Source organism: Aeromonas finlandensis (genome assembly GCF_000764645.1).
Classification (GTDB): domain Bacteria; phylum Pseudomonadota; class Gammaproteobacteria; order Enterobacterales; family Aeromonadaceae; genus Aeromonas; species Aeromonas finlandensis.
This window is the reverse complement of record NZ_JRGK01000094.1, coordinates 1-3252: the sequence shown is the minus strand read 5'-3', so window position 1 is coordinate 3252 and position 3252 is coordinate 1. Positions and strand designations below refer to the sequence as shown.

The window sequence follows — 3252 nt, the reverse complement described above, 5'->3', positions numbered from 1 at the left end:
GCACTATATTCTGCATGATTTGGTATACTACGCCTCTTGGTTACATCAATATTTAGCCCCATCCATTATTACTTGGATTGAGCAACACGACATCCTGAACACCGCTAAGTTACTTTATAGTATTGATATTATAATGAGCGGAAATATAGATGATGCAACTCTTTCTAAGCTAGCTAGATCAAAAATTTACACTGGTGAACTAAAAGAGCAAGTATCACTGTGGTTTGCTCTATGGGTAGATATTAATGCTGAAGACGCGATACCCTCTGTCGAGAAATGGTTATCTAGTCTTCCAGAGAAAGAAGCATCTCATGAGGCACAACTATTTATAACTAACTTGATGGGGACGCGACAAACCTCAAGAATTAGAGTCAGCCGCTTTTCCTTCCGCAATGTCAAACATCTCAAGGCACTTTACGTTCTTATGCATCGATACATTCGAGCACAGGATGATATCGATCGTGCGGGTAAGGGCGTCTACTCACCAGGGCTGCGTGACGATGCACAAGATGGCCGAGATACCCTATTTAGGTTGTTATCCGAAATACCTGGTAAGGAGACATATGTTGCTCTGACAGAATTAGCGAAGGATCATCCGGATGCCAACTATCGCCCTTGGATGCAGAAGCTCGCTTACAAGCGTGCTGAAGAAGATGCTGATCTAGAACCGTGGTCGGCACAACAAGTAAGGGATTATGACCGATCTCAAGTGAGAACTCCAACGACACATGCGCAGCTTTTCGATCTCGCCGTTGACCGTTTGATTGATTTGAAAGCTTGGATCGAACGTGGCAATGATAGTCCCTACCAAACTTGGCAGAGGGTTGACGGGGAAACCGAGATGCGAAACTTAGTGGCAGGTTGGCTTAACGGTAAGTCTTTGGGGCGATATAGCTGCGCTCAAGAAAACGAGTTTCCAAATAGACAGAGACCTGATATTTGGTTACAGAGTCCGCAGGTGAACTCTGCTGTCCCAATTGAGTTGAAGGTTCTTGATAAAGGTTGGTCTGGCCCAGCACTCTGTGAGCGACTGCGTAATCAGCTTGTCGGGGACTATCTACGTGAAGAAACAGCAGGTTGTGGTGTCATGCTTTTGATTTGGCAGGGGAGGTCTAGTCAATTGAACTGGCAGATTGATGACAAACTAGTTACACTCCAAAATTTGGCTGAAGCACTAGAGTCTTATTGGCTGACTATCGCTAACAATTATCCTAGAGTTGTCGCTATTAAAGTGATAACGATCGACCTTACAGTTAGAAGTATGAAGTCGAAATATTGAACGGTAATTAGTTTGTTTTTTTGATGGCAGGGAATATGATCCTTTTGAAAAAATTTAATAAATGGCACTAAAGACACGATAGTTTTTAATTTCAATGGGCATCTAACTAGGTGTCACCAAAATGGTGGCACCAATACCACGGTCGTATGCATTATCCAACTGGCTGTCCATTCGGGTTTTGTTTGGTGGTGTAATTTGAGTGATTTGTCATCTTTTTGCGGTTGAAAGCTCGGACTGTTCTGCAGCATTTGCGGGCATTGGTGACTTGACGCCAAATGTCTCTGCTGGGCAGGAAGTTGACTTTTATCAGGCCACGTCCTACACCAGAAACAGACCTACAGACATTTGCGACTAGTGTCACCGGTGGTTGGCAATAGCGCATATTCCTATGATGTTGTTCAAGTGTTGATGCACAGTCTGTCAATATGTTGAGCACCAAGTACAGCCGACTCTCTTTTAGGAGGGGCTGTCGCCCCCCTCCTGCGCAAATGCAATTCATGCTTAGAGAAACTACCAAGGTCGTTAGCCGTCGACAGACACATATTTGGACTACCTCTAAACCTGTTTTGGCGTTGTGGTGCACTGTTTTCCACTACACGGGGGATTGAATGCTATGGGCTGCTTGCTCCAGCCCACAAGGATACCGCCAAGATGCGCACCGACAACTCCAGCAGTAGTATGTTGCGCGGTCGCTCTGACATCATCGTAGAAGGCCGGTATCGTCTCAGCCGGAGTAGGCACGTGCCATGATCCATGAACCCATCCAGTCATGATGTGTAGTGACGCTGCGTTTTGTGTCGGGTGGCGTACCCCTGTCGACCCGTGTGCATTGTCGGGGCCGAACGAATAGATCAGGCGGCAGTACCGGTCCACTCCGCGGAATGGATTTGGCGCAGCGGCCCCTCCATTAAGGTTTGCTCCATGATGAGGGACTACCACAGCAATAGGGTTCGTAGGCGCTAATGAGGGGGCAATATGCATATAGTTGCAGTCGCCAGTTAGTAGCCAGGTTCTACTAGATTTTAAATTTTGGTTCTCCACTACGGCAACAATTCCGGAGTTATTTCTGCCACTTCCGGTGCCAAGTGCCAATCGGAGGCTTTTTTTCTTGGGGAGTGCGACCGTAGCAACAATTCTTGGGCGCGGATTGTAGATGAAGAGTCTACCACCTTGGGCAATGATGTCATTTGCAAAGGCAATGTGTAGTGGCCCGACAGTTTGTAGCGGTGCAATCCATGTACGCAAAAGTGCGGGATAAGTTGGCGGAGTACTGACTGCAGTCGCGTACGCACCAGCCCAATGATCTGCATCCCAGTGTGACAGTATAATTGGCGGGCAGAGTGTAAAGCAGAAAAGCAGGGGCGCCGGCGTCGTGTGCTTGTTACGGTATACCCCAGCACCAAGGTCAAAGTAGAGCGATGGTAGCGGATGACAAGAGTCTAATGAATTCGACTTGAGTAAAGCGTTTGCGTTTCCCTGCCCGACATCGTAGACAGCGAGCATGTCTGCGTTAGTTTTCTTGAGGGTTTCTTGAAGGTCAACCTCCGATACCTTTTGAAAATGCTGTAGCGAGAATATTCTTTTCAGTGCATCGGCATGAACAGGTGCCGGCATCATTCCCTTAACAAATGCGCGAACTGATGGTGCGAATAAGCCCGGATAGATTAGTGCAGGCGTGAAGCCTTTATGGTCGGTTGAAGACACCTCGAACCTAAACCATTCGCCCTCCAATGCTTGCGCACCAGTGTTCGTATCTACCCCTTCGTAGTCAGGCAAGAATGAAAGTCCAAATGGATTTGTTCCGGCATCTAATTCTACTTCAATGCGAAATAGTGGGGCGCTTTCAAAGATGCTTGGAGTTCCTGGTGCAGGGGAAACTTGGCGCTTCCATGCCGCAGCTGCTTTCTTTGGACTATTGATGTCAAATCGCGGATCTTTTTTTGCTTGGTCGTTCAGCCATGTGATGTCAATTG

At 47.3% G+C, this 3252-nt stretch carries 2 protein-coding genes; one reads left to right on the top strand and one right to left on the bottom strand.

Features of this window, described 5'->3' with window-relative positions; genetic code table 11:
• Positions 1-1279, top strand: a 1279-nt coding sequence (locus tag LD28_RS23375) for a hypothetical protein (protein WP_206538744.1), incomplete at its 5' end; no start/stop codon positions are given.
• Between the two features lie 555 nt (positions 1280-1834).
• Here LD28_RS23375 and LD28_RS23645 read toward each other — a convergent pair.
• Positions 1835-3252, bottom strand: a 1418-nt coding sequence (locus LD28_RS23645; protein WP_206538743.1) for a ComEC/Rec2 family competence protein, incomplete at its 5' end; no start/stop codon positions are given.